This is a genomic window from Rhizobium sp. C4, from assembly GCF_021026315.1.
Lineage (GTDB): Bacteria > Pseudomonadota > Alphaproteobacteria > Rhizobiales > Rhizobiaceae > Ensifer_A.
On sequence record NZ_JAJNCX010000006.1, the window covers coordinates 81,132 to 104,882 of the forward strand.

Sequence of the window (23,751 nt, forward strand, 5' to 3'; positions counted from 1 at the left end):
GTCAACCTTATCCCGCGACGAGAGCGACGCTGGCCAGCGTCGCCAAGAGCGCCGGAACCATGACGACGAAGCCGATCTTCAGGAAGCGCCAGAAGCCGACGTCGACGCCCTCGCGGCGCAGCGCATTGATCCAGAGAATGGTGGCGAGCGACCCGGTGATCGACAGGTTCGGCCCGAGATCGATGCCGATCAGCACCGCCGCCGAGATGGCCGGCGAGGCATGCGCGCTATTGACGACGCTGCCCGCCACAAGCCCGGCCGGCAGGTTGTTGACGATATTGGCGACAAGCCCGGTGACAATCCCCGCCCCCATCACCGTCGCCTTCGGATCGGCCGCCGCATGGGCATTGAGCGTGGCGGCAAGCGACTGGATCATCCCCGTCTGCCCCAGCGCCTCGACCACAACGAAGAGGCCCGCCACCAGCGGCAGCACACTCCACGAAATCTCCTTCATGTAGCCAACCGGGTTTTCGCGATTGAACAGGCTGACCAGCGCCAGCGTCGCGAAGCCGGCAATGAAGGTCGGCCAGCCGAGATCGAAATCGAGCGCGGAGGCCACCAGAAGTGCAATCGCCGTCACGATCAGCCCAAGACCGGCGATCTTCGCGCCGTGGCTGAGCGTCACGCTTTCGATATCGGTGGAGATGCTGTCTTCGGCAATCGCCTTGCGCTGCGTCAGATAGAGCGCCGCAAACGTCACGACGATGGACACGACGGAGGGCAGCGCGAACATCGAGAACCATGTGCCCAACGCCGGCATATGCCCGCCGCTGAAGATGACGAGATTGGCCGGATTGGAGATCGGCAGCACGAAGCTCGCGGCATTGGCAATGAAGGCGCAGATCAGCATGTAAGGGAACGGATCACGCACTCTGGCCGCCTTGCAGGCGGCATAGACGGCGGGCGTCAGCACCACGGCTGTGGCGTCATTCGACATGAAGACCGTGACCAGCACGCCGACGAGATAGATCAGCACGAAGAGCCGGCGCGGCGAGCCTTTCGCATGTCCCGTTGCAATGGCCGCCAGCCAGTCGAACAGGCCTTCCTTTCGGGCGATATCGGAGATCAGCATCATGCCGATGAGGAAGAGATAGACATCGAGCCCCTTGGCGACGCCGGCATAGGCGCCCTGCCAGGCGATCAGCCCGGACACCACCAGAACCACGGCAGCGAGAACCGCCCAGACGGCCTCCGGCCAGCGGAACGGCCGCACGAGAAGGCCTAGCGCCGTCAGCGCGGCAATCGCCACGATGGCGAGAGAGGATGTATCGTTGAAGAGCATGTCAGATGTCGTTCCAGCGGGGGATGCGTGGGGACGTCGGACAGGAAACCCGACGGCATGATGATAAGGCGGCCACTAGCATAAGGACTGATTCCAATGAAGATGCGCGAAAGCCGGAACAATTGCTGAACCCGGACATTGTTCCGCCGTTGGACGCTGCCAGCGGTTTTCCGACGACGTTTCCGTGACCTCCACTGATCCCTCAATGGTTACGTCCTCGCGCCCGCAGCGTCCAACACCCGCCGTCCTCTCCCGCGTTTCAGCCCTGATGGCCCCTCCCCGCGCCGATGACCCGGCTCGAAAAGCGCGCAGGCATCCGGAACAAATGCGCATCCCCAACATTGTTCCCGCGATTTCATCACGAGAGAATAGCTCATGGTCTCCACCCCGGTTTCCTCCCGACCGATCGACCGCTCCATCGTCGCACTTGCCGCCCTCAACTTCTTCCTCGCCGACGCCCGCGACGGCCTCGGCCCCTTCCTCGACGGATTTCTGGCGACCAATGGCTGGAACCCGTTCACCCTGGGCATGATCGCCACGATCGGCGGCGTGCTCGGCATGATCGCCACGCCGCTTTTCGGCGCGCTGGTCGACGCGTCGAGCTACAAGCGGACGCTGATCATCCTGCCGGTCATCTTCGTCACCGCCGCCGCCCTCTGGACGCTCGCCAGCCCCGACAACTATTCCGTCTTCGGCGGACAATCGGCCACGGCAATCGTCGGCGCAGTCGTCGGGCCGGCGCTGATGGGGCTGACGCTCGGTCTCGTCGGCGAGAAGCGCTTCTCGGACCAGGTGTCGCGCAACGAATTCTGGAACCATGCCGGCAATGTCTTCTCGCTCGCCGCCATCTATATCGGCACGGTCTATTTCGGCATGATGGGCATTGTCTATCTGATGATCGCGACCGCGATTGCCACGATTGTCGCCGTGCTGGCGATCGACCCGGAGCGGATCGACAACAAGGTGGCGCGCGGCCTTGCCCATGACGATGGCGAGCCGGGTCCCTCCGGCTTCAGCGTGCTGTTCGAACGCAAGGGCCTGCTGGCGCTTGCCGTCGTGCTGATGATCTTCCATTTCGGCAACGCGCCGATCAGCCGCCTGATTGCGCAGAGCTTCTCGATCCAGCTCGGCACACCCTTCCGCACGACCGCGATCACCACCGGCGTCTCGCAGGTCTCGATGATCGTCATGGCGCTCGCCGCCCCCTTCCTCATCCGCCGCTTTGGCCTGGCCATGGTGATCCTGATCGGCCTCATCGCGCTGCCGATCCGTGGCGCCATTGCCGGCGCCTTCACCTCTTTCGGATCGATCTATCCGGTGCAGGTGCTGGATGGCGTCGGCGCGGGGCTGATCGGCATTGCGACGGCCATCGCGGTCGAGCGCATCCTCTCCGGCTCCGGCCGCTTCAATGTCGGCCTCGCCGTCGTCGGCACGATCCAGGGCATTGGCGCATCATCGAGCAATATCGTCGCCGGGTGGCTCACCGATCTCGGCGGCTACAAGCTTGCCTATTGGGTCCATGGCGGCGTTGCCTTGATCGCCGTCGTCGTCTTCTTCATCTGGCGACACGAGATTGCCCCGCCGCTTCCCGGAGACGGCAAGCAGGAAGACAATGTGTCGCCCGGGAGCGCTGCGGCTCTCCCCTGACCCTCGCTCAGTCCGGAAGGAGGCCCGAAATGACCAGCCCCAGCGCCGTGACCAAAGCACCCACCCAGATCGTCAGGCCGACCCAGCCATGACCGATCAGGCCTTCAAACAGGATGATGAAGGAGGGCGTCAGATAGCCGTAAGACAGCGTCTTCGACGCCGGCAGCCGCATAGAGGCATATTGCAGCAGCATGAAGGTGACGGCCGTCGTTGCCACCGCGAGATAGAGGATCGCGACCCAGACTTCCGCCGGAAATGACGTCAGATCGGTATGGATGAGCGCCGGAATGCCGGGGATCATCAGCCAGGCAGCGGTGGCCGCCACCGCCCAGAAGCCGACAAAGATCGGCGGCTCGCCCCGGCTGAACAGCCTGAGCAGCGGCGCATAGGCCGCATGGCAGACGACACCGATGAAATAGATCGCCTCGCCCCGGCCGACATCAAACCCGAGAATGGCGCTGATATCGCCGCGAAAGATCACCCAGACCGACCCGATGGCCGCCACGACGAGGCTGACCAGCACCGCCGGCTTGGTATGCTGGCGCATGAGAAACCATGCAAACCCCGCCGAAATCAGCGGCATCAGCGTGAAGACCGCCCCCGTTGCCACCGGCGAGGTGAATTCCAGCGCCGTGAACATCGTGAACATGTAGACGGCCATCAAGAGCCCCAGCACGACATAGCGCCACGGCTCCTTCGGGATCGTGAGCTTCACCTTCATGACCTGCGTGGCAAACACCCACATGACGCCGACCGACAGAATGTAGCGCAGCGCATTGATCGCCGCCGACGGCGCATATTTCGCCGCAATGCCGCCCAGCGAAAACGAACCGGAAATCAGTAGCGCAAAAGACAGCATCGCCAGATGCGCCATCAGCTTCTCGCGGCCCGTGGCATGGGCATTATGGGCGGTCTTGACTTGGGTCATGTGGCGGACTCGGACTTTTCTATCTGTAAGTCAGAGCTTTTCACGATGCCGGCTGCATTTCCAACAGATAATGGTGAGGCAGGCGCACATTTGTTGATCGGTGCCCGCTGACAGGTCAGCCACAAATTTCCATCTCAAAAAATTCACAAAACCCGCGAATCCTTTTGGTCCCTCGCCGCCTCTTTATCGACAGGACGATCCGTCCTGACACGACAAGGAGGGTTTACATGGCATTCTACCGCAATAACATCGGACGCACGCAGCAGGCGGTGCGCATTGTGCTGGGGGCCGCAATAGTCGTTCTGGGGCTCGTCATGCTGCCGGGCCTGTGGGCCTGGCTCGCGGCCGCATCCGGGATCGGCATGGCGCTCACCGGCTTCATCGGCTGGTGCCCGGCCTGCGCCGTCGCGGGCATCGGCAAGGGGGGAAAGGTCATGAATGCAGGCATCGTCCCCCACGAAACCTTCGAGGCCGCGCAACGCGGCGATCAGGCCGCGATCCTCACGCTACTGGAACGAACACAGCCCGACATTCGCCGCTATGCACGCGCCTCGTGCCGCACGTCCTCCGATATCGATGACGCCACACAGGAGGTCCTCTGGCTTCTCTCCCGCCATGTGGGCGCCATCCGTGCCTTTGCGGCCCTCTCCGGCTGGCTGTTCAAGGTGGTACAGCGCACCTGCCTGAAGCTCGCCCGCGACGTCGGCCTGATCGCCAATGACGACGACGCGCTGGAACGAACCCTTGCCGCCCGGCAGGAAAGCGAGTTGCGCCTCGATCTCGCCGCCGCCTTCGAGGCGCTGCCGCAATCCTATCGCGAGGTCGCGGTCATGCGCGACCTTCACGAAATGACGATCGATGAAATTGCCGCAGCCCTCGGCCTTTCAAGGCAGGCTGTCAAGGCAAGGCTGCATCGCGCACGCCTGCTGCTGCGCGAATATCTGACGAGGTGAGATCATGAGCGACTATCAACGCCCCGGAGACCTCGCAACCGTCTCGCGCTTTGCCGCACTCGCCCCGACCGAGGCCAAGGCATTCCTCGCCTTCAACCACGCCTGCGAACGCGACGACGGGACAATCCCGCGCAAGTATCGCGAGTTGATTTCGCTCGCCGTAGCACTGACCACGCAGTGCGCCTACTGCCTCGACGTCCACGCCAAAGCCGCCGCCAAGGCCGGAGCGACCCGCGAAGAACTGGCCGAAACCGCCATGATCGCCGCCGCCGTTCGCGCCGGCGGGACCTTGGGCCACGCACTGATGGCGCTGCGGTTGTTTGAGGAACAAGTACCGCGCCCCTGATGGCAATCGGAGATGCATTGACCGATTCTGGATCAGCAGCCGGCTTGCCGCATGATGAGGGCGGGCAAGCCGGCTCCTCAGAACCGTGCGGCGGGACTTCGCGCCAGATCAGGATTTGGCCGGGGAGAGCGGATCGAGATCCGGGAACATGGCAGCGTCGCGCGTGACCATGATCGAGGACATATCCAGGATCTTGACCGCGTGGGTAAAGATGTGGCCTTCGAAATTCATCTTTATGACATCGGGAGACTTGCCGGATTTGTAGCTTTCGGGGGAGTTTTGTTCCGCGAGCGCCAGATAGGCGTAAATGGAGTCGGTCGCGCCCATGCTCGCGGTCAGCTGGGTCATCCACTCCTGATCGGTCAGCCCCTCCGGTCTGTCCGGAGAATTCAGTTTCTCGAACGCGGATCGAACAGCATCGCTCGCATCACTGAGGCTGGTCTCCTTCACATCATGCCAGATCATGCTGGCGACCTCTTCCGGGCTCGCTTCGATCGGCGATTTGGGATCCAGACTGATCATGTCCGAGAAACTCTGTCGCGGTTGTAAAACGCGTGCAGGATTTTCCGGTCGATAAGAATTGGGCGAAGTCTTGCCAACATCCATGATGCATGTCCCCGAAGCAGTGAGGAGTTGAGCATGACAATCGAAGATTGCGCCACGCTATCTTTCCGGGGCCGCGTCCACAAAAGGAAAGGCCCCCGTCTCCGGAGGCCTCGCCTGTGTCTTCACTCCGCGGCGACCTTCGCCATCGGGTTGTTCGGATGCGTCGTCCAGTTGGCGTAATCTGCCGAGACGACCTTGCCGGTGCGCTTGTCGATTTCGCCGGGCTGCTTCTCCACCATGGTGATGCAGTTTTCAACCGGGCAGACATCGATGCAGAGGTTGCAGGCGACGCATTCCTCTTCGAGGACCTCGAAGTGGCGCACGCCATTGACCATGTTGGTGATCGCCTGGTGCGAGGTGTCCTCGCAGGCGATGTGACAGCGGCCGCACTTGATGCAGGCGTCCTGATCGATATGCGCCTTGGCGATGTAGTTGAGGTTAAGATACTGCCAGTCGGTGACATTCGGCACCGCCTTGCCCCGGAAGTCATCGAGCGTGGCATAGCCCTTCTCGTCCATCCAGGCTTCAAGCCCGGTGATCATTTCCTCAACGATCTTGAAGCCATAGGTCATCGCCGCCGTGCAGACCTGCACGTTGCCGGCGCCGAGCATCAGGAACTCCGCCGCATCGCGCCATGTCGTCACGCCGCCAATGCCGGAAATCGGCAGGCCGTAGGTCTCCGGATCGCGAGCGATTTCGGCGACCATGTTGAGCGCGATCGGCTTGACTGCCGGGCCGCAATAGCCGCCATGCGTGCCCTTGCCGTCGATGGACGGCGTCGGCGAACAGGTGTCGAGATCGACGCCGGTGATCGAGTTGATCGTGTTGATCAGCGAGACCGCATCGGTGCCGCCATTCTTGGCCGCACGCGCCGGACGGCGCACATCGGTGACATTCGGCGTCAGCTTGGTGATGACCGGCATGCGCGTATACTGCTTGCACCAGCGCACGACCATTTCGACATATTCCGGCACCTGACCGACGGCGGCACCCATGCCGCGCTCGGACATGCCGTGCGGACAGCCGAAGTTGAGCTCGATGCCATCGGCCTCGGTCTCTTCGACCAGCGGCAGGATCGCCTTCCAGGCGTCCTCCTCGCAAGGCACCATGATCGAGGCGATCAGCGCCCGGTCGCGCCACTTCTTCTTCACAGCCTTCATTTCCTGAAGGTTGATCTGCAGCGGGCGATCGGTGATCAGCTCGATATTGTTGAGGCCGAGAAGACGGCGGTCGGCCCCCCAGATCGCGCCATAGCGCGGGCCGTTGACATTGACGACCGGCGGGCCTTCCTCGCCCAGCGTCTTCCAGACCACACCACCCCAGCCGGCGGCATAGGCGCGCTCGACATTATAGGCCTTGTCGGTCGGCGGCGCAGAGGCGAGCCAGAACGGGTTGGGCGATTTGATGCCGACGAAATTATTGCGGATATCAGCCATTTTGAATTCCCCTTCCCGCGCTTCAGGCCAGAGCCTTGATGATGGACATGGCCGCATCGCGGCCCATGGCGACGGCGGAGACGGTCAGGTCCTCGCCACCGGTTGCGCAGTCGCCGCCGGCCCAGACACCGGCAACGGAGGTACGGCCCTCTTCGTCAATGACGATCTTGCCCTTCTCGACCTTCACCGTATCGAGGCCGGCGACGTCGAGCGTCTGGCCGATTGCCGTCAGGATCTGGTCGCAGGCGATATCCACCGTATGGCCGGTTTCCTTCAGAAGCCCGTTTTCGAGATGGGTATAGGCAAGCGTCATGCCCGAGACATGGCCGCCATGGCTATGCACGGCCTTGGGCGCCAGCCAATGGCGGATCAGCACGCCCTTGGAGGCGGCCAGTTCCTGCTCATAGAGCGAGGCATTCATATGCTCCTGGCCGCGCCGGTAGCACATCGTCACCTCTTCGGCGCCGAGAAGCTTGGCCTGCACAGCGGCATCCACCGCCGTCATGCCGCCGCCGATGACGACGACGCGACGACCGACCGGCACATCGCCCTTGGCATCCGCCTGACGCAGATTGGCGATGAACTCGACCGCATCGACCACGCCATATTCATGCGTGCCTTCGACAGTCAGCGCGTTGACACCACCGAGCCCCACGGCAAGGAAAACGGCATCATGCTTGGCCTTCAGATCGGCGAGCGTGAAATCGCGGCCGAGCATTTCGCCGTCGAGCACATCGATGCCGCCAACTGAGAGAATGTAATCCGCTTCCTTCTGGGCGATGTCATCCGTCGCCTTGTAGGTCGCGATACCATATTCGTTGAGGCCACCGGCCTTTTCGCGATGGTCATAGACCGTCACGTTGAAGCCATTGATGGCAAGCCGATGAGCTGCGGCAAGGCCAGCAGGTCCCGCGCCGACCACGCCGACCGATTTCCCGTTGGATGCCGGTCGCGTGTAGAACTGTTTGCCGGCATGCATGGCCTTGTCGGTGGCAAAACGCTGCAGGCGGCCGATCTCGACAGGCTTTTCCTCGGCCGTGTTGCGCACACAGGCCTGCTCGCACAGCGTTTCGGTGGGACAGACGCGGGCGCACATGCCGCCCATGATGTTCTGGTCGAAAATCGTCTTGGCAGCACCGATGGCGTTCCCCGTCGAAATCTGACGGATGAACAAAGGCACATCGATGGAGGTGGGACAGGCCGTCATGCACGGCGCGTCATAACAGAAATAACAGCGGTCCGAGGCAACCAGCGCTTCGTGGTCATTGAAAACCGGATGCAGCTCGGCGAAATTCTTCTCGTATTCGGCAGGCGAAAGCCGGCCGGAATGGATCCCAGGTTCCAGTCGTCCCATGTTGTTCCCCTATGTGTAACGGCTAGTGGAGGAACGCTAACTCAGTTCAAAAATTTTATCAAACGGTAAAAATATGCCGGAGACGATTTTTTTGGCGCGCCCAAAACTTGGGCGTTTCCGTGCATTGCGGGTCGTCAATTTTCGGCGGAAAGCCTTTGCTGCTCGCGGTTTCGATAGGTCTTCGGGGTCAGGCCGGTCTGCCGCGAGAAGAGCCGGTTGAAATAGGCGGGATCGGAAAATCCGAGATCGAAGGCAATTTGCTGCACGGTCATGGAGGTGAAAACGAGATCACGCCGTGCCTCCTCGATCACGCGTTCGGCGATCAACTGCCCGACCGATTGTCCGGTGATCTTGCGGCAGACGCGGTTGAGATGAACCGGCGTCAACGTCAGCTTCTCGGCATAGAATTCGACCGGCTGCTGTTGCCGGAAATGAAGCGCAATCAGCGTCTTCAGCTTCTCGATCCGCCCGAAGTCGCGCTCCGCCTCCCCCGCCGTCCGCCCGCCGGCGGCGCCAATACGGCCGATGAGGATCATCGCCGCCGACAGACAGGCCCGCACGAATTCCCCGTCAATGCCGAAGCCCGCCGCCACCTCCGAATTGATGCGCCCGATGAGATCGCGGACGAGCCTTGCATCGTCGCTCGCCTCCTCCAGCCGATGCACGAGCGGGCTTTCCATCAGCGCCGGGGCCGGCACGACGGGGAGCCGCGAGAGCACGAAGGTCAGCACGTTTCCGTCAATATCCGGCGAGAAGCGAAAGCCATGCACCCGCTCCGGCGGCACCGTGACCAGCGCGCCCCGCCCGAGAGGAATGGCCCGCTCCGGCAGCACCAATTGCCCCTCGCCGCCCCGGATATCGAGAAACTGGAAAAAGGCCTCATGCTTGTGCGGCCGGATTTCCCAATGGTTGACGCTGCTGCGCGACGGAATGGATTCGGAATGAATCCAGAAGTCGCCCACCGCCGAGCGGTCCTCGCCATAGAGCGCATAAGTCGGAATGCTTTGCCGCAACGTGAGCTTCCTGATGTTCGAAAAGTACAATATTTTGACCGGTTTCTCCATTGTGCGCAAGCACCCCGGACTTATCATTCGGCAAGATTGAAAGCGGGGTGGGAGAGCCCCTGCACCAACTCCAGCAAAAGTGCCTCACGGTTTTGCGTCCGGAGTTGCGTGCAAACAAACTTAGGGAGGAAAATACCATGCGCACTCAGGTCGTCATCGTCGGCTCCGGGCCGTCCGGCCTTCTGCTTGGCCAGCTGCTCACCAATGCGGGCATCGACAACATCATCATCGATCGCGTTGACCGCGACTATATTCTCGGCCGCATCCGCGCCGGCGTTCTGGAAGTCGGCATGGTCGGCATGCTGGACAAGGCCAAGGCCGGCGACCGCATGCACAAGGAAGGCCTCGTCCATGACGGCTTCAGCCTTTCCTTCGATGGCGTGCAGCACCGCATCGACCTCAAGGGCCTGACCGGCACCTCCGTCATGGTCTATGGCCAGACGGAACTGACCCGCGACCTGATGGACAAGCGTATCGAGACCGGCGGCTTGACGATCTACAATGCAGGCAATGTCACACCGCACGACTTTGACACCGACCACCCTTACGTCACCTATGAAAAGGATGGCGTGACGCATCGCATCGACGCCGACTTCATCGCCGGCTGCGACGGGTTCCACGGCACCTGCCGCGCCGCCGTGCAGGACAAGGGCGTCAAGAATTTCGAGAAGATCTATCCCTTCGGCTGGCTCGGCGTTCTCGCCGATGTGCCGCCGGTCGATCACGAACTGATCTATGCGCATCACGAGCGCGGCTTTGCGCTCTGCTCGCAGCGCTCGCTGGTGCGCAGCCGCTATTACGTGCAGGTTCCGCTGACGGACAAGGCGGAAAACTGGTCGGACGACGCCTTCTGGGACGAGCTTCGCCGCCGCATTCCGGCCGACAAGGCGGAAGCGCTGAAGACCGGCCCGTCGATCGAAAAGTCCATTGCACCGCTGCGCTCCTTCGTCGCCGAGCCGCTGCGCTTCGGCCGCCTGTTCCTGGCGGGTGATGCCGGCCACATCGTGCCGCCGACGGGTGCCAAGGGCCTCAACCTCGCTGCCTCCGACATCCACTATCTCTTCACGGGCCTTGAGGAATTCTACGGCGAGAAGTCTTTTGCCGCGCTGGACGACTACTCCCGCCGGGCACTCACCCGCATCTGGAAGGCCGAGCGCTTCTCCTGGTCGATGACCATGCTGATGCACACATTCGAAGCCGACGGCGAATTCGGCCTGCGCATGCAGCAGTCGGAATTCGCCTACCTGACCGGCTCCAACGCCGCCCAGACCGCGATGGCCGAAAACTATGTCGGCCTGCCCTACTGACGCCTGATCCGATACCATGTCTCCCAAGGCCGGCGGCTCCGAAAGGGGCCGCCGTTTTCGTTTGACGTGGTTACGCAAGCGATCAACACATATCACTGACAAAGCTGTTTCCGCCGAGGGATACTCTATCACTCCGTCATCCCGGACTAGATCCGGGATCCAGCCAGCCCGCGTCTGCGGGCTGAAAGAACCCTTTTTCAAGAGTCTTCCGCGCGAAGGACTTCGCGCACTGGATGCCGGATCAAGTCCGGCATGACGTAGGGTGGGGGGACCGCGCCGACACTGTCAACAGCCTCCCCAAAAAGGTGACTCTTTTCATCCACTTTAATCTTTACCAAAATAATCATGTTTTGTATGTTGCCGCCACTGGACACCTTCTGGAGGATGCAAGTGGCGAAAAAGGCTTCGAAAAATGCAGGGAAGCAGGATTCGCGGAAAAGCGGCGGTGACTGTAGACCCGAGGAGAGCAGCGCGGATCTGAAGAGCTTTCTCTATGTCGGCGGGCGCGATTGCCAGGTGGCGCATCTGCGCCAGATCGCCTCTGCCCATGGCGCGGAACTCATTCACCACGACGGAGGCCTGCGCGAAGCGGTGAGCCGCATCGACACGGTGCTGCCGTCCGTCGATTGCGTCTTCTGCCCGATCGATTGTATCAGCCACGACGCCTGCCTGCGCGTCAAATCCGGCTGCAAGAAGCACGGCAAGCGCTTCATCCCCTTGCGCAACGGCTCCAAGTCGAGCCTGGAGCGCGCCCTTCAGGACATCAAAGACGGACGGCTGAAACATGCGTGACAAAGACGGAACCGGGCTTGGCGGCATGATACGCCTGCACGACATCGCCGCTGCCTATGGCGACGGCTTGATCCCGGAGCTGTACGATCTTCTCACACGTCCGGCACCGCCGGTCGAGATCGCGGGCAATGTCGTCGCCCTGCCCCTTCGTCACGCCGAGCCGTTGAACCCGTCTTTGAAAAACCGCGAAAATCTGCGAGACAAGGACGAGGCCGCAGGCTCGACAAACTGAACTCGGGAGAGATGCATGTATATCGCCATGAACCGCTTCAAGATCGCCAAGGGTTCCGAAGGCCAGTTCGAGGATATCTGGCGCAACCGCGATTCGAAGCTGAAGGAAAATCCCGGCTTCGTCGAATTCCATCTCCTGCGCGGCAAGACGCATGACGAGGAAGGCTTCACGCAATTCGTCTCGCATTCTACCTGGGAAAGCGAAGAGGCATTTATCGGCTGGACGAAATCGGAGAACTTCCGCGCCGCCCACAAGAATGCCGGCGATAATCGCAGCATCTATCTCGACCCGCCGGTCTTCGAGGGTTACACCTCGGTCGTCGACGGCTGATTGAGCGATCTGTCAGGAATGAGAAACGGGCGGCATCTCTGCCGCCCGTTTCATTTTGTCAGAACGGCGCCTGCGTCGCCTGCCCCGCCACCACGAACCAGGTGACGAAGAGACCGGCAAAGAGCGCGCCCGGCAGATAGGAATTCGTGCGGCGCCAGGCGAATGTCGAGAAGATCGCGACAAAGGCCAGAACCGGCACGAACGGAATGCCGACGATCAGGAACAGCGCCAGATCCGGCAGCGGCAGGCCGCCGGTGATGAAGAGCGCCGCATAGAGGCCCGCCAGCAGAACGGCGAGACCGAGCACGAAGGACAGCGCATTCCAGGCATATTGCCCGAACGTGCTCTGGTCGCGGATCGACAGCGTCGCATGCATGGACCGCAGCGCGATGAGGAAGAAAACCGTGAACGGGATCAGATAGATCGCGAAGATCTTCATCTGCGTCGCCGACATCAGCTTCAGCGCGATAATCCAGAAGCGTGCATCCACGCCATAGGCCGCACCGACCATGGCAAGCGCGCCATAGACGCCGAGAACCGTCAGAACCGCGATACCAAGCGAAGCACCGATGCGAGTGTTGAACTCGGCACCACGCCCATTGAGAACCAGTTGCAGCACCAGCGAAACGACGGCGACGCCGAGCGCCCAGACCATGAAGCCATTGGTCACTTGCTGCGGCAGCCAGGGCGTCGCACCAATATTCGTATAGCCCACGCCCGCCAGCGGGAAATAGGCAAGCGCCGGAACGATGGTGGAGACGAGGAAGGCAACCCACCAGCCGCCATTGCGCGCCGGACGTGCCGGCTGCGGTTCCGCCTTCAGCGAAGCGAAGGCCGGCAGGCCAAGCGCCACGTCGAAAATGCCAAGCGCCAGAACCATCAGGCCGAGCAGGATCGCCAGCGTCGCGAATTCCTTGTGATACCAGATCTGGTCATCGGCCGGCTTCGGCGTGCCGCCGACAAGCGTCTTGGAGAACCAGTCAATGGCATCGCCGATCGCTGCCGTCGACATATGGTCGCCCGCATGCGTCGTCACCGGCTGGTAGAGCATGCGCCCCGTTCCGGCGGCGATATCGCCATAAAGCTGACCAACCTTGATGTCGGTCGTGCCGAACACGCCCTGAAGCTTCGGACCCGTCACGATATCGACGGGACGGTGAACGCCCCACATGAGTTGCGAGAACTCGTCATACTTGCTGTAGACGAGGCCGAAATTGCGTGGCCAGTCGGGCGTGCCTTCCTTGGCGAAGGGTGCGCCGGTGGACGAGCCTTCCAGCACCAGCGCCTTGTAATCATTCGGCATGGCGGCAGCGGCCGCAAGCACGGTCCAGCCACCCATCGAGTGACCTTCAAGGCCGATATTGCTCTTGTCGACAAAGTCGAAGCTGCGAAGATAGGCAAGGCCGGCCGGACCGCCGAAACCATCGGCAAAGGCCGGTCCGTCGCTATAGCCGTGGCCGCGCTGGTCCATTTCCAGAACCACATAGCCGCGACGTGCGAATTCGATCGCAAACCCGTCCTGCGTCTCGCGCGAATTGACATAGCCGTGAACGGCGAGAATGCCCGGCGCCGGTGTCTTGGCCGTCGCATTCGGCGGAATATAGAGGAAGGCGCTCATGACGGTGCCGGACGGCGTCGCGAAACGAACGTCCCTCACCTTGATCCCGCCATCGGTTCGCGTCATGTGCGCGACGACTGCCCCTGCCAGGATCAGCACGAAGCCGACCAGCACAAGTGTCCATTTTTTCATAGTGAATCTCTCCCTTTGCCGCCGTGTCACAACGGTGGCGCGGCAGCAGAAAAGACCGGATTACGCTTACGCGCAAGTCAAAATTGATCAAAACGAAAATTATCGAAAAGAAAACGAACGAATAAGGAATATTCTATTTGTTCAGGCCTTCTGTTGGCCGTGCAGCAGCGCGCCCGCACCGACGACCAGCCAGCCGGCCATCATGATCATGCCGCCGCTCGGTGCCGACATCGGGAAAAGCCCCGTCCCCGCGAAGTGACGCTTCACCAGATCGCCCGCGAAGAGCAGCACGCCGAGAATGAAGAGAGCGCCGGAAAGCGCGGTGAAGCGCACCCGGTTGCCCGCCGCGATCAATCCGAGAAGCGCCGGCGCGTGCACAAGGCACATCAGCGAGGCCGCACCGAGAAGCCGCTGATCGTCCATGTGCGAGGCAGCGGCCGCCAGACCGATGCCGCACATGCCGAAGAGCCCGGCAAAGACGCCGAAGAGGCGGATACGAACATTCTCAGGCATGGGGCTCGCCCTCCTCGCGGTTCTGCATGTGATGGGCCAATTGCTCCACCGGCTTCCAGATGATCTCGCGAAGCTTCGGATGCGCGATCGTTTCGTCCATGGCCATGCGGAAGCAGAGCAGCCATTCGTCGCGCTCTGCCACGCCGATCGGTGCCGAGAAATGGCGCGCGCGCAGCCGGGGATGACCGTATTTCTCGATATAGAGCTGCGGCCCGCCCATATAGCCGGTCAGGTAGTCGTAGAGCTTGTCGCGGGACCGTTCGAGGCTCGGCGGGTGAATGGCCCGGCAGTTCTTCGCCTCCGGCAGCGTGTCCATGAGATCATAGAAGCGCGCGACCAGCTTGCGGATCGTCTCCTCTCCGCCGATAGCCTCGTAAAGCGTGATGGTTTCTTCTTCGCTCATCGCCGGTTCTCGCACCCTTGACCCATAAACACCGTGCCTGCTTAAGCACGCGCGAGGGACGGAGGCAAGGCGGCGATTTGGCGCGTCAGCGCTGACGGCCGGCAGCAGTGCGCCTGGACGTGGCGCCCTGCGGGCCAAGGCCCGAATTCTGGGGCGACCTGCCGCTCAGCAATTCCCGCACATCCGCCGAGGGCATCGGCCTGCCGAGAAGAAAACCCTGCAGGTCATCGCAATGATTGACACGCAGGAACTCCATCTGCCCGCGCGTTTCCACCCCTTCGGCGAGAACGCGAAGCCCGAGCCTTTGCCCCATCGCGATGATCGCGGAAGCAATCGACGCTGCAGCATCGTTGGTTTCGATGTCGCTGATGATAGACCTGTCGATCTTCAGCCGGTCGACGGGCAGACGCGCGAGCGCACCGAGATTGGAGAACCCCGTGCCGAAATCGTCGATGGCGATCGAAATGCCGAGCGTCTTCAGTTCGCTCATGATCGCGATGGCCGTGCACTCGTCGTCGAGCAGCATGGATTCGGTCAGTTCGAGTTCCAGCAGCGCCGGGTCAAGGCCGCTTTCGGCAAGCGCATGGCGCACCTGATCGCGAATCTCGCCACAGGAAAACTGCTGGGCGGAGACATTCACGGACACGCTGCGGCAGACGCCGAAATCGCGGTTCCAGCGCGCAGCCTCCCGGCAGGCCCGCGTCAACACGGCGCCGCCGAGCTCCACGATGAGGCCTTCCTGTTCGGCGAGCGGAATGAAAGCGCCGGGGCCGAGCCGCCCCTCATGCGGGTGCTGCCAGCGGGCCAGCGCCTCGAAACCATAGATGCTTCCGTCATGCAGGTTCATCAGCGGCTGGAAATCGAGATCGATGCCGCCCGTCGCAATCGATTCGCGCAGCGCTTCGATGCGCTGGCGCCGCTCTTCCTGCTGGCGCGAGAACTCGGGATCATAGACTTCGTCGCTGTCGTAGCCGACCTGCTTCGCCCGGTTCATCGCAGTCGTGGCGTGGCTCAGCAATTCCTGCACGTTGTTCCCGTGTTGCGGAAAGAGCGCAAGCCCGGCCGTCATCGACGTCCCGAGCCGCAACCGCGGCATATCCACCGGCTTGCGGATCGCGGCGAGAAACTCGTGCAGCGCGCCTCTGGCATCCCGGCCTTCGGCTTCGCGCAGCACCACGACGAACTCGTCGGCACCCAGCCGGGCGACGACGTCCCCCGGGCGGATGGCTTTCACCATCCGCGCACTGACCGCGGTCAGGAACGCATCGCCGACCGTGTGGCCGTGGCGGTCATTGACCAGCCGGAAATCATCGATATCGAGAACAGCCACGCCAAGAGAGCGGCCTTCGGCATGGGCCGAGGCCAGCTCACGCGCAAGAATTTCCGAGAAGGCCGACCGGTTCGGCAGGCCGGTCAGGCTGTCACGCTCGGCCATGATGCGCAGCTGCGCGGTCACCCGCTCGCGCTCGACTGCCAGTTCGGCAAGCCGCGCGCCGAGTGCAAGGCAGCGCGACTCGAATTCGCTCGGCAGGCGCGGCTGCCGGGAGTAGAGACCAAACGTGCCGTGGACCGTTCCATCGGCGTTGAAATAGGGCATGGACCAGCAGGAGTGCAAACCATAGGGCTCCACAAGAACCCTGTAGTCGTCCCACTTGTGATCCGTCAGGATGTCTTCCGTGTAGACAGGCACGCCGCGGTAGCAGGCGGTTCCGCAGGTGCCGACGTTGTCGTCGATGATCAGGCCGATCAGGGCGTCACCGTATTCGCTGGCCATGGAGGGTGCGATGGCTTCCACCACCGCCGAACCGGCTTCGTTCAGAACGAGGATCGACCCCCAGAAGCCCTCAAGCAGGCCTTCGCAAAGCGAGATGATCCGCTGGAAAACCTCTCCGAGGGGGCGATCCGCGGCCAGCATTTCGAGAACGTCGATCTGGGCTTCCAGAAGCACCCGCCATTGCATCGCTTCGGTGGATTGGCGCACCTGACCGCAGACCGCCACAACCTGGCCATCCTTGTCGAAGACGGGGTATTTTGACGTCTGGTTCCAGCGTACCCCACCCTGAGGCAGCGTCCATTGGAAGGGCTGGGAGAAAACCGGCCGACCGTTGGCGAATATCTCGGCGTCCTCGGCGAGAAAGCGTTTGGCGAAGGCCTCACCGTAGAGCTCGAGATCCTGCCTGCCGTTCATGGCGCCCGGTGGCAGCCCCAGAGAAAATTCGCATTCGCGATTGGCCAGAATGTAATGACCATCGCGATCCTTGAGGAAGATTTCGTCGGGCAGCTGGTCGAGCGCTGCCGCCACAAGCTGGAATCGGGACGCATCGTCCTGCAGGGTGGCGAGTGCAGTGAGAAGTCGTGAACGATGTTCGTCATCAAGTTCAGTGTGAGCGCTCAAAATGCGCTCGATCTCCAAACTGGACGTCTCGCCTCTCACCTGCTGCAACCCTTCGGGCCCTCCGAACGCACTTGGCTATCTGATACAGCCCCTGACAATATTTCCGATCTGCGCGGGTCTGGCTGACGCATGCAGTCGCAAGTCTCATTCTGCGACACTACATCGTTTCAGCACATATTGCAGAATTACACAGAGTCCATGTTAACGCACAGTAAAAATATAAACTTGCACCGAAATGGGACGACAGACCTTAACTTTAGAAACATCTTTTAGAATACAATCCGCATATACATGACCTCAGGTTGTGACCTGAAGACCATTCATGTAAAGCTGCTCAAGGAAGCGCGCTGCATCTTCAAAACGACCATCGCCGCTGCGGGTCGGCCCCAGCACCGCCCTCACCTGCACATCGAAGTCGGCGTAATGCTGCGTCGTCGCCCAGATGGAAAAGATGAGGTGATAGGGATCGCAACGGCTGATCTTGCCCGCCTTGACCCAGGCACGGATGACCTCGGCCTTTTCATCGACGAGCTTCCTCAGATCATCCAGCTCCTCCATGATGGTGGGCGCACCGCGCAGGATTTCGTTGGCGAAAAGCCGGCTTTCGCGCGGGAAGTCGCGCGCCATTTCCAGCTTGCGGCGGATATAGCTCTTGATCTCGATCTCCGGGTTTCCCTCGGCATCGAATTCCCGCAAGGGATCAAGCCAGGTGTCGAGCACGCGGTCGATCAGCGCCCGGTGCATCGCCTCTTTCGTGCGGAAATAATAGAGCAGATTGGGCTTCGACATGCCGGCGACTTCGGCGATCTGGTCGATCGTCGCGCCCTTGAACCCGTGCATGGAAAACACATCCAGCGCCGCCTCCAGAATGACCTCTTCCTTCTCCTCCTGGATGCGTGTCCTGCGCTGGGTTTTCGCCGCTCTCGGTATCGCCATGTCACCCCTCATCGTCTGCCATCCGGGCAGAATTGCCTTTTGAAAAGGCACTGCGAACATAATATGCACTTATCGACGATTTTCTCTTTAGGGACCGCTTTTTTCGTCTTGAGTGCTGCAACGGAAGCTGTAATGTTTACCAACCGGTCAAATTATCCGTCATGCAATTTACAAACGCAACGCGGATTTTGTGAAAAAACAAGAAAAGAAAACCGGCTGGAACAATGAGGCTGAAGCCGCGCCACGCGGTCCGTCTCGACATGAAAACTGAGGAGAATTTCCATGGCTGCACCAGGCCAGAACATGCGCGTCAATGCCGATCGTCTTTGGGACAGCCTCATGGACATGGCCAAGATCGGGCCCGGCGTTGCCGGCGGCAACAACCGCCAGACGCTGACGGATGCGGATGCCGAGGGACGCAAGCTCTTCCAGTCCTGGTGCGAGGCAGCCGGCCTCACCATGGGCGTCGACAAGATGGGCAACATGTTCATGACGCGTCCGGGCACCGACCCGGATGCCCTGCCGGTCTATGTCGGCTCGCATCTCGACACCCAGCCGACGGGTGGCAAATATGACGGTGTGCTCGGCGTTCTCGCCGGCCTCGAAGTCATCCGCTCGATGAATGATCTGAACATCAAGACAAAGCACCCGATCGTCGTCGTCAACTGGACGAACGAGGAAGGCGCGCGCTTTGCGCCTGCCATGCTCGCCTCCGGCGTCTTCGCCGGCATCCATTCGATCGACTACGCCTACGATCGCAAGGACATGGAAGGCCTGCGCTTCGGCGACGAGCTCGCCCGCATCGGCTGGATCGGCGACGAAGAGGTAGGCGCGCGCAAGATGCACGCCTATTTCGAATATCACATCGAACAGGGCCCAATCCTTGAGGCCGAAGACAAGCAGATCGGCGTTGTCACCCACTGTCAGGGCCTCTGGTGGCTCGAATTCACGCTGACCGGCAAGGAAGCCCATACCGGCTCGACACCGATGAACATGCGCGTGAATGCCGGCCTTGCCATGGCCCGGATCATGGAAATGACGCAGGCCATCGCCATGGAAAACCAGCCCGGCTGCGTCGCCGGCGTCGGTCAGGTGAAGTTCTCGCCGAATTCCCGCAACGTCCTGCCCGGCACGGTCGTCTTCACCATCGACCTGCGTTCGCCCGACCAGACCAAGCTCGACGGCATGCGTGCCCGCATCGAAAAGGAAGCGGCCGCCATCGCCGAAGTACTCGGCGTCGGCTGCTCGGTCGAGGCCGTCGGCCATTTCGATCCCGTCACCTTCGACCCGACACTTGTCTCCGCCGTCCGCAAGGCCGCCGAAGACCTCGGCTACAGCCACATGAACCTCATCTCCGGCGCCGGCCATGATGCCTGCTGGGCAGCCAAGGTCGCGCCTGCCACCATGGTCATGTGCCCCTGCGTCGGCGGCCTCTCGCACAATGAGGCGGAAGAGATTTCCAAGGACTGGGCAGGCGCCGGCTGCGACGTGCTGTTGCGCGCTGTGGTGGAGACTGCGGGGATTGTGGAGTGAGCGCGTTGGCATTATCTTTGCCGCATCGAGAGGTGATGTCATGTCCGACAAGGTCACGAACGAACTCATCTATGAAACGCTCAAGCGGATGCAGCAGACGCTTGGCACCCATACCCAGTATCATCTCGAGACCAAGGAACGTCTTGGATTGCTCGAGTATCAGGTTGGCGGTCTCACGGCGCAATATGCCAGCCTATCCCAACGTTTGGATCGCGTGGACGAGCACCTCACCCGCATCGAGAAACGCCTGGACCTCGTCGAGGCTTAAAAACCAGACCGCTGGTCGAGCAAACAGTCCAGCAGAACATGCCTCGGATAAAGGTCTTCAGGAGAAGAACCTATGGCAACAGACAATCTTGTTCTCGAACACCTTCGCTCGATCCGCTCGACCGTCGAGCGCCTTTCCGACGACATGCAGGAGCTCAAGGGCCGGCTCGGCGTCCTCGAACAGCAATACGCCATCATCTCGAACCGCTTCGATCGACTCGATGATCGTGTCCTTCGCATCGAAAAACGCCTCGACCTCGTCGAAGCCTGAATCCCCAAGACCTTGTTTACGAATTTTGTCGCGCGTTGATTGACGCGCGCTTGAAAGCATCTGCGTCCAAGAAAAACACCAAGGGAACAGCATCATGAGCAGCAAAGTCATCAAGGGCGGCACCATTGTCACGGCTGACCTGACCTACAAGGCGGATGTGAAGATCGAGCATGGGGTGATCACCGAGATCGGCCCGAACCTCTCCGGCACCGAGGTGCTGGACGCGACCGGCTGCTATGTCATGCCGGGCGGCATCGATCCGCATGTGCATCTCGAAATGCCCTTCATGGGCACCTATTCGTCCGACGATTTCGAGAGCGGCACGCGGGCGGGTCTTGCCGGCGGCACGACCATGGTGGTGGATTTCTGCCTGCCCGATCCGGGCCAATCGCTCGTTGATGCGCTGAAGCGCTGGGACAACAAGTCGACCCGCGCCAATGCCGACTATTCCTTCCACATGTCCATTACCTGGTGGGGCGAGCAGGTCTTCAACGAGATGGAGACCATCGTCAAGGAAAAGGGCATCAACACCTTCAAGCATTTCATGGCCTACAAGGGCGCGCTGATGGTGGATGACGACGAGATGTTCTCCTCCTTCCAGCGCTGCGCCGCTCTCGGCGCGCTGCCTCTGGTGCACGCTGAAAACGGCGACATCGTCGCGCAGATGCAAGCCAAGCTGCTCGGCGAAGGCAATAACGGCCCCGAGGCCCACGCCTATTCCCGCCCCGCCTCCGTCGAGGGCGAAGCGACCAACCGCGCCATCATCATCGCCGACATGGCGGGCGTGCCGCTCTACGTCGTGCACACGTCCTGCGAACAGGCCCATGAAGCAATCCGCCGCGCCCGCCAGAACGGCATGCGCGTCTATGGCGAACCGCTGATCCAGCACCTGACGCTGGACGAAAGCGAATATGCCAATGCAGACTGGGACCATGCGGCACGCCGCGTCATGTCGCCCCCCTTCCGCGACAAGAAGCATCAGGACTCGCTTTGGGCCGGTCTTGCGTCTGGCTCGCTGCAGGTGGTCGCCACTGACCACTGCGCCTTCACCACCGAACAGAAGCGCTATGGCGTGGGCGATTTCACCAAGATCCCGAACGGCACCGGCGGCCTCGAAGACCGCCTGCCGATGCTCTGGACCTATGGCGTGGCGACCGGCCGCATCACCATGAACGAGTTCGTGGCCGTCACCTCGACCAATATCGCCAAGATCCTCAACGTTTATCCGAAGAAGGGTGCAATCCTTGTCGGCGCCGATGCCGACATCGTCGTCTGGGACCCGAACCGCGAAAAGACGATCAGTGCCACCGGCCAGCAATCAGCCATCGACTACAACGTCTTCGAAGGCAAGAAGGTCAAGGGCCTGCCCCGCTTCACGCTGACCCGCGGCTATGTCGCGATCGAAGAATCCACCATCAAGACCCGCGAAGGCCACGGCGAGTTTGTCGCCAGGCCCCCCTTCCCGGCCGTGTCTTCGGCGCTGTCGACCTGGAAGGGAATCACCGCGCCGAGGAAGGTCCAACGCACGGGGATACCGGCGAGCGGGGTTTGAGCCGATGGATTGGTCGAATCTCGCGGCCTTTGCCGCGACAGAGTTCCTGCTCTGTTTATCGCCGGGGCCGACGGTGCTTCTGGTGGTCGGCCTGTCCATGCGGCAGGGTTTGTGGCGTTCGCAATGTGCGGCCGCCGGAGCACTCACGACCAATGCCATCTATTTTGCCCTGTCGGCAGCAGGCGTCGCATCGCTGATCATCGCAAGTGCGACGCTCTTCTATGTGCTGAAGATCGTTGGCGCGCTTTATCTCGCCTGGCTCGGCATCAAGATGGTGCTTCCGCTGATCGAGGCGTGGTGGCGCGGCGAGAAACACGATGCACCTTTCGCGGAAGCCTCGAAAATGCCGCGCGCCAAAACCACGCCGCTTAAGCTCTATTGGAAAGGCATCAGCCTTCAGGCGGCCAACCCGAAGAACCTTGCCTTTTTCGTCGCCATCCTGCCGCAGTTCATCGACCCGCATGGGCCTGTCGCGCTGCAAATGATGGTTTTCGGCAGCGTTTCGATCCTGCTGGAGGTGCCGGTCTTGCTGATCTATGCGATCTCCTTCTCTGCTCTCGCAAAGGTGATCACGGAACGCGTGGTGCTATGGATAGAGGCCATCGCCGGCGGCTTTCTAATACTGTTGGCCGGAGCGCTTGCCTGGGAGAGAAAGGCGTGAGGGCAAGGACTGCCCCGCGTCACGCAACTGAAAACAAGCTTGCATTCATGGTCGCCACCGGATGACATAGAAGCAAGACCTAAATAAAAAAACAGACGGACGAAAAGTCCGGGGAACATCATCAGCGCGACGTGACAAAAGAGCGAAAATCGCCAGCGTCCCGCGAAACAGAAATGCACTGGGTGAACATGGCAGAAAATCAGTCTTCCGTCGTTTCGGCGAAAAATCTGGGCCTGACCTTTCAGACGAATGACGGTCCCGTCAACGCGCTGACCGGGGTCAATCTCGATGTGCGCAAGGGCGACTTCGTGTCCTTCATCGGGCCTTCCGGCTGCGGCAAGACGACGTTCCTGCGCGTCATTGCCGATCTCGAAAAGGCAACCGAAGGCCAGATCCTTGTCAACGGAACGACGCCGGAGGATGCGCGGAAAAACCGTTCCTATGGCTATGTCTTTCAGGCGGCAGCCCTCTATCCGTGGCGCACGATCGAGAAGAACATAGCCCTTCCCCTTGAAATCATGGGCTATTCCAAGGACGAGCAGAAGAAGCGGATCGACCATACGCTGGCGCTCGTCAACCTCACCGGCTTCGGCAAGAAATATCCCTGGCAGCTCTCCGGCGGCATGCAGCAGCGCGCCTCGATTGCCCGCGCGCTCGCCTTCGACGCCGATCTCCTCCTGATGGACGAGCCCTTCGGCGCTCTCGACGAAATCGTCCGCGACCATCTCAACCTGCAGCTTCTGGAGCTTTGGGCCCGCACCAACAAGACGATCTGTTTCGTCACCCACTCGATCCCCGAGGCCGTCTATCTCTCGACCAAGATCGTGGTCATGAGCCCCCGCCCCGGTCGTGTGACGGACATCATCGAGTCCACGCTGCCGAAGGAACGCCCGCTCGATATCCGCGAAACGCCGGAATTTCTGGCCATTGCCCATCGCGTCCGCGAAGGGCTGAAGGCGGGGCATAGCTATGATGATTGAGGCTAGGCTCCACCACTCTCCCCCCTTGAGCGGGAGATGTCTGCGCAGCAGACAGAGGGGGGTGCGCCGCTACCATTCCCTCCGTCATGCCGGACTTGATCCGGCATCCAGCCGCGCGATGTCCATCGCGCGAAAGGACCCTTTTTTGAAGGGGTCTTTCAGCCCGCAGACGCGGGCTGGCTGGATCCCGGATCAAGTCCGGGATGACGAAAG

General features: G+C 61.4%; 24 protein-coding genes and 1 pseudogene. 14 read left to right on the top strand and 11 right to left on the bottom strand.

Annotated elements, in window-relative coordinates; genetic code table 11:
* Positions 1 to 7: 7 nt before the first annotated feature.
* On the bottom strand, positions 8 to 1,282 hold the full coding sequence (locus tag LQK84_RS12400; RefSeq protein ID WP_230829040.1) for an arsenic transporter: 1,275 nt from the start codon (positions 1,280 to 1,282) through the stop codon (positions 8 to 10).
* 375 nt (positions 1,283 to 1,657) lie between these two features.
* Here LQK84_RS12400 and LQK84_RS12405 point away from each other — a divergent pair, with 375 nt between their 5' ends.
* Complete coding sequence (locus LQK84_RS12405) at positions 1,658 to 2,929, top strand: MFS transporter (protein WP_230829041.1); 1,272 nt, start codon at positions 1,658 to 1,660, stop codon at positions 2,927 to 2,929.
* Positions 2,930 to 2,936: 7 nt separating this feature from the next.
* Here the strand turns inward: LQK84_RS12405 and LQK84_RS12410 are convergent, their stop codons facing one another.
* Positions 2,937 to 3,857 (bottom strand): DMT family transporter, encoded by a 921-nt coding sequence (locus LQK84_RS12410; protein ID WP_230829042.1) that lies wholly within the window; start codon positions 3,855 to 3,857, stop codon positions 2,937 to 2,939.
* A 227-nt stretch (positions 3,858 to 4,084) separates the two neighbouring features.
* Here LQK84_RS12410 and LQK84_RS12415 point away from each other — a divergent pair.
* The 3 genes and pseudogenes from LQK84_RS12415 to LQK84_RS12425 form a co-directional block, all read left to right on the top strand.
* Positions 4,085 to 4,264, top strand: a pseudogene (locus LQK84_RS12415) (YgaP family membrane protein); the annotation flags it as partial.
* A gap of 27 nt (positions 4,265 to 4,291) precedes the next feature.
* On the top strand, positions 4,292 to 4,810 hold the full coding sequence (locus tag LQK84_RS12420; protein WP_230829231.1) for an RNA polymerase sigma factor: 519 nt from the start codon (positions 4,292 to 4,294) through the stop codon (positions 4,808 to 4,810).
* 4 nt (positions 4,811 to 4,814) lie between these two features.
* Entirely contained in the window at positions 4,815 to 5,156 is a 342-nt protein-coding gene (locus LQK84_RS12425; protein WP_230829043.1) for a carboxymuconolactone decarboxylase family protein, read from the top strand.
* A gap of 108 nt (positions 5,157 to 5,264) precedes the next feature.
* On the opposite strand, the gene LQK84_RS12430 is transcribed toward LQK84_RS12425, so the two are convergent.
* The 4 genes from LQK84_RS12430 to LQK84_RS12445 form a co-directional block, all read right to left on the bottom strand.
* On the bottom strand, positions 5,265 to 5,762 hold the full coding sequence (locus tag LQK84_RS12430) for a hypothetical protein (RefSeq protein WP_230829044.1): 498 nt from the start codon (positions 5,760 to 5,762) through the stop codon (positions 5,265 to 5,267).
* Between the two features lie 122 nt (positions 5,763 to 5,884).
* Positions 5,885 to 7,198, bottom strand: a complete 1,314-nt coding sequence (gene preA, locus LQK84_RS12435; RefSeq protein ID WP_230829045.1) for an NAD-dependent dihydropyrimidine dehydrogenase subunit PreA — start codon at positions 7,196 to 7,198, stop codon at positions 5,885 to 5,887.
* A gap of 22 nt (positions 7,199 to 7,220) precedes the next feature.
* Positions 7,221 to 8,552: an NAD(P)-dependent oxidoreductase gene (locus tag LQK84_RS12440; RefSeq protein ID WP_230829046.1), complete on the bottom strand. Its 1,332-nt coding sequence runs from the start codon at positions 8,550 to 8,552 to the stop codon at positions 7,221 to 7,223.
* 134 nt (positions 8,553 to 8,686) lie between these two features.
* Positions 8,687 to 9,565: a helix-turn-helix domain-containing protein gene (locus LQK84_RS12445; RefSeq protein WP_230829047.1), complete on the bottom strand. Its 879-nt coding sequence runs from the start codon at positions 9,563 to 9,565 to the stop codon at positions 8,687 to 8,689.
* Between the two features lie 188 nt (positions 9,566 to 9,753).
* Here LQK84_RS12445 and pobA point away from each other — a divergent pair, with 188 nt between their 5' ends.
* The 4 genes from pobA (at position 9,754) to LQK84_RS12465 (ending at position 12,277) form a co-directional block, all read left to right on the top strand.
* Positions 9,754 to 10,923 carry a 4-hydroxybenzoate 3-monooxygenase gene (pobA, locus tag LQK84_RS12450; RefSeq protein ID WP_230829048.1) on the top strand — a complete coding sequence of 390 codons (1,170 nt, stop codon included), beginning with the start codon at positions 9,754 to 9,756 and terminating at the stop codon, positions 10,921 to 10,923.
* A 390-nt stretch (positions 10,924 to 11,313) separates the two neighbouring features.
* Positions 11,314 to 11,715, top strand: coding sequence for a DUF2325 domain-containing protein (locus LQK84_RS12455; RefSeq protein WP_230829049.1), 402 nt, complete (start codon positions 11,314 to 11,316; stop codon positions 11,713 to 11,715).
* A complete protein-coding gene (locus LQK84_RS12460; protein ID WP_230829050.1) occupies positions 11,708 to 11,947 on the top strand; it encodes a hypothetical protein in 240 nt (79 codons plus the stop codon). Before LQK84_RS12455 ends, LQK84_RS12460 begins: the two co-directional genes overlap by 8 nt.
* A gap of 15 nt (positions 11,948 to 11,962) precedes the next feature.
* The gene (locus LQK84_RS12465) at positions 11,963 to 12,277 is read left to right on the top strand and encodes an antibiotic biosynthesis monooxygenase family protein (RefSeq protein ID WP_230829051.1); all 315 of its coding nucleotides are present in this window, start codon (positions 11,963 to 11,965) and stop codon (positions 12,275 to 12,277) included.
* A 58-nt stretch (positions 12,278 to 12,335) separates the two neighbouring features.
* Here LQK84_RS12465 and LQK84_RS12470 read toward each other — a convergent pair whose 3' ends face one another.
* The 5 genes from LQK84_RS12470 to LQK84_RS12490 form a co-directional block, all read right to left on the bottom strand.
* The gene (locus LQK84_RS12470; protein WP_230829052.1) at positions 12,336 to 14,027 is read right to left on the bottom strand and encodes an alpha/beta hydrolase family protein; all 1,692 of its coding nucleotides are present in this window, start codon (positions 14,025 to 14,027) and stop codon (positions 12,336 to 12,338) included.
* A 141-nt stretch (positions 14,028 to 14,168) separates the two neighbouring features.
* Positions 14,169 to 14,540 carry a DUF423 domain-containing protein gene (locus LQK84_RS12475; protein WP_230829053.1) on the bottom strand — a complete coding sequence of 124 codons (372 nt, stop codon included), beginning with the start codon at positions 14,538 to 14,540 and terminating at the stop codon, positions 14,169 to 14,171.
* A complete protein-coding gene (locus LQK84_RS12480; RefSeq protein WP_230829054.1) occupies positions 14,533 to 14,943 on the bottom strand; it encodes a group II truncated hemoglobin in 411 nt (136 codons plus the stop codon). The genes LQK84_RS12475 and LQK84_RS12480 overlap by 8 nt, the downstream gene beginning before the upstream one ends.
* An 85-nt stretch (positions 14,944 to 15,028) precedes the next feature.
* Positions 15,029 to 17,338, bottom strand: a complete 2,310-nt coding sequence (locus LQK84_RS12485) for a sensor domain-containing protein (RefSeq protein ID WP_230829055.1) — start codon at positions 17,336 to 17,338, stop codon at positions 15,029 to 15,031.
* A 297-nt stretch (positions 17,339 to 17,635) separates the two neighbouring features.
* On the bottom strand, positions 17,636 to 18,274 hold the full coding sequence (locus LQK84_RS12490; RefSeq protein ID WP_230829056.1) for a TetR family transcriptional regulator C-terminal domain-containing protein: 639 nt from the start codon (positions 18,272 to 18,274) through the stop codon (positions 17,636 to 17,638).
* 282 nt (positions 18,275 to 18,556) lie between these two features.
* On the opposite strand from LQK84_RS12490, the gene LQK84_RS12495 reads away from it, so the two are divergent.
* The 6 genes from LQK84_RS12495 to LQK84_RS12520 all read left to right on the top strand — a co-directional run bounded on the left by LQK84_RS12495 (position 18,557) and on the right by LQK84_RS12520 (position 23,538).
* A complete protein-coding gene (locus LQK84_RS12495; protein ID WP_230829057.1) occupies positions 18,557 to 19,807 on the top strand; it encodes a Zn-dependent hydrolase in 1,251 nt (416 codons plus the stop codon).
* A gap of 40 nt (positions 19,808 to 19,847) precedes the next feature.
* Complete coding sequence (locus tag LQK84_RS12500; RefSeq protein WP_230829058.1) at positions 19,848 to 20,075, top strand: hypothetical protein; 228 nt, start codon at positions 19,848 to 19,850, stop codon at positions 20,073 to 20,075.
* A 72-nt stretch (positions 20,076 to 20,147) separates the two neighbouring features.
* Complete coding sequence (locus LQK84_RS12505) at positions 20,148 to 20,345, top strand: hypothetical protein (RefSeq protein ID WP_230829059.1); 198 nt, start codon at positions 20,148 to 20,150, stop codon at positions 20,343 to 20,345.
* A 94-nt stretch (positions 20,346 to 20,439) separates the two neighbouring features.
* Positions 20,440 to 21,897 (top strand): dihydropyrimidinase, encoded by a 1,458-nt coding sequence (gene hydA, locus LQK84_RS12510; protein ID WP_230829060.1) that lies wholly within the window; start codon positions 20,440 to 20,442, stop codon positions 21,895 to 21,897.
* Between the two features lie 4 nt (positions 21,898 to 21,901).
* A complete protein-coding gene (locus LQK84_RS12515) occupies positions 21,902 to 22,558 on the top strand; it encodes a LysE family translocator (RefSeq protein ID WP_230829061.1) in 657 nt (218 codons plus the stop codon).
* A 188-nt stretch (positions 22,559 to 22,746) separates the two neighbouring features.
* On the top strand, positions 22,747 to 23,538 hold the full coding sequence (locus tag LQK84_RS12520; protein WP_230829062.1) for an ABC transporter ATP-binding protein: 792 nt from the start codon (positions 22,747 to 22,749) through the stop codon (positions 23,536 to 23,538).
* Positions 23,539 to 23,751 lie beyond the last annotated feature (213 nt).

Bases quoted from the DNA above. Each gene is read 5' to 3' on its own strand.
- LQK84_RS12400 (WP_230829040.1), bottom strand. From the start codon at position 1,282: ATGCTCTTCAACGATACATCCTCTCTCGCCATCGTGGCGATTGCCGCG.
- LQK84_RS12405 (WP_230829041.1), top strand. From the start codon at position 1,658: ATGGTCTCCACCCCGGTTTCCTCCCGACCGATCGACCGCTCCATCGTC.
- LQK84_RS12410 (WP_230829042.1), bottom strand. From the start codon at position 3,857: ATGACCCAAGTCAAGACCGCCCATAATGCCCATGCCACGGGCCGCGAG.
- LQK84_RS12420 (WP_230829231.1), top strand. From the start codon at position 4,292: ATGAATGCAGGCATCGTCCCCCACGAAACCTTCGAGGCCGCGCAACGC.
- LQK84_RS12425 (WP_230829043.1), top strand. From the start codon at position 4,815: ATGAGCGACTATCAACGCCCCGGAGACCTCGCAACCGTCTCGCGCTTT.
- LQK84_RS12430 (WP_230829044.1), bottom strand. From the start codon at position 5,762: ATGGATGTTGGCAAGACTTCGCCCAATTCTTATCGACCGGAAAATCCT.
- preA (WP_230829045.1), bottom strand. From the start codon at position 7,198: ATGGCTGATATCCGCAATAATTTCGTCGGCATCAAATCGCCCAACCCG.
- LQK84_RS12440 (WP_230829046.1), bottom strand. From the start codon at position 8,552: ATGGGACGACTGGAACCTGGGATCCATTCCGGCCGGCTTTCGCCTGCC.
- pobA (WP_230829048.1), top strand. From the start codon at position 9,754: ATGCGCACTCAGGTCGTCATCGTCGGCTCCGGGCCGTCCGGCCTTCTG.
- LQK84_RS12460 (WP_230829050.1), top strand. From the start codon at position 11,708: ATGCGTGACAAAGACGGAACCGGGCTTGGCGGCATGATACGCCTGCAC.
- LQK84_RS12465 (WP_230829051.1), top strand. From the start codon at position 11,963: ATGTATATCGCCATGAACCGCTTCAAGATCGCCAAGGGTTCCGAAGGC.
- LQK84_RS12470 (WP_230829052.1), bottom strand. From the start codon at position 14,027: ATGAAAAAATGGACACTTGTGCTGGTCGGCTTCGTGCTGATCCTGGCA.
- LQK84_RS12475 (WP_230829053.1), bottom strand. From the start codon at position 14,540: ATGCCTGAGAATGTTCGTATCCGCCTCTTCGGCGTCTTTGCCGGGCTC.
- LQK84_RS12480 (WP_230829054.1), bottom strand. From the start codon at position 14,943: ATGAGCGAAGAAGAAACCATCACGCTTTACGAGGCTATCGGCGGAGAG.
- LQK84_RS12490 (WP_230829056.1), bottom strand. From the start codon at position 18,274: ATGGCGATACCGAGAGCGGCGAAAACCCAGCGCAGGACACGCATCCAG.
- LQK84_RS12495 (WP_230829057.1), top strand. From the start codon at position 18,557: ATGGCTGCACCAGGCCAGAACATGCGCGTCAATGCCGATCGTCTTTGG.
- LQK84_RS12500 (WP_230829058.1), top strand. From the start codon at position 19,848: ATGTCCGACAAGGTCACGAACGAACTCATCTATGAAACGCTCAAGCGG.
- LQK84_RS12505 (WP_230829059.1), top strand. From the start codon at position 20,148: ATGGCAACAGACAATCTTGTTCTCGAACACCTTCGCTCGATCCGCTCG.
- hydA (WP_230829060.1), top strand. From the start codon at position 20,440: ATGAGCAGCAAAGTCATCAAGGGCGGCACCATTGTCACGGCTGACCTG.
- LQK84_RS12515 (WP_230829061.1), top strand. From the start codon at position 21,902: ATGGATTGGTCGAATCTCGCGGCCTTTGCCGCGACAGAGTTCCTGCTC.
- LQK84_RS12520 (WP_230829062.1), top strand. From the start codon at position 22,747: ATGGCAGAAAATCAGTCTTCCGTCGTTTCGGCGAAAAATCTGGGCCTG.